The organism is Bacillus sp. GbtcB10 (assembly GCF_019091365.1).
Classification (GTDB): domain Bacteria; phylum Bacillota; class Bacilli; order Bacillales; family Bacillaceae; genus Bacillus; species Bacillus altitudinis.
In genome coordinates this window covers 1-274 of record NZ_JAGXJP010000130.1, presented here as the reverse complement: position 1 = coordinate 274, position 274 = coordinate 1, and the positions used below count along the sequence as shown (strand labels likewise).

1 protein-coding gene is annotated in these 274 nt (G+C 59.5%); it reads left to right on the top strand.

The genetic code is table 11. The features are described from left to right. A partial coding sequence (locus KVT11_RS19870; protein WP_217609149.1) for a hypothetical protein occupies window positions 1–185 on the top strand: 185 nt, incomplete at its 5' end. Window positions 186–274: the final 89 nt, after the last annotated feature.

Below are 274 nucleotides of genomic sequence, written 5' to 3'. Positions count from 1 at the left end.
GCACTGATGGATTGATGAACGGGGCGGCCTTTTTCCTGGTGGTGAATTTCATCACTGCCATTTCCTTTTCGGTGGTCTTCGCGGTGGTTTCGACCCGCAGCCGCTCACGAACCGCGTCGCTCTGGTTTGCCGCAGGTTTTGCAGTCGCCTCGCTTGCGGCGCTCTGCGAATTGCTGGTCGCTTAAACGCACCTTACCAGGTTCTGGGCGACGGGAGCTTTTGCGACGCCACCTGCCGTAAGGAGGCAACGGAAGGCAGCAACCGCCTAGCTCAC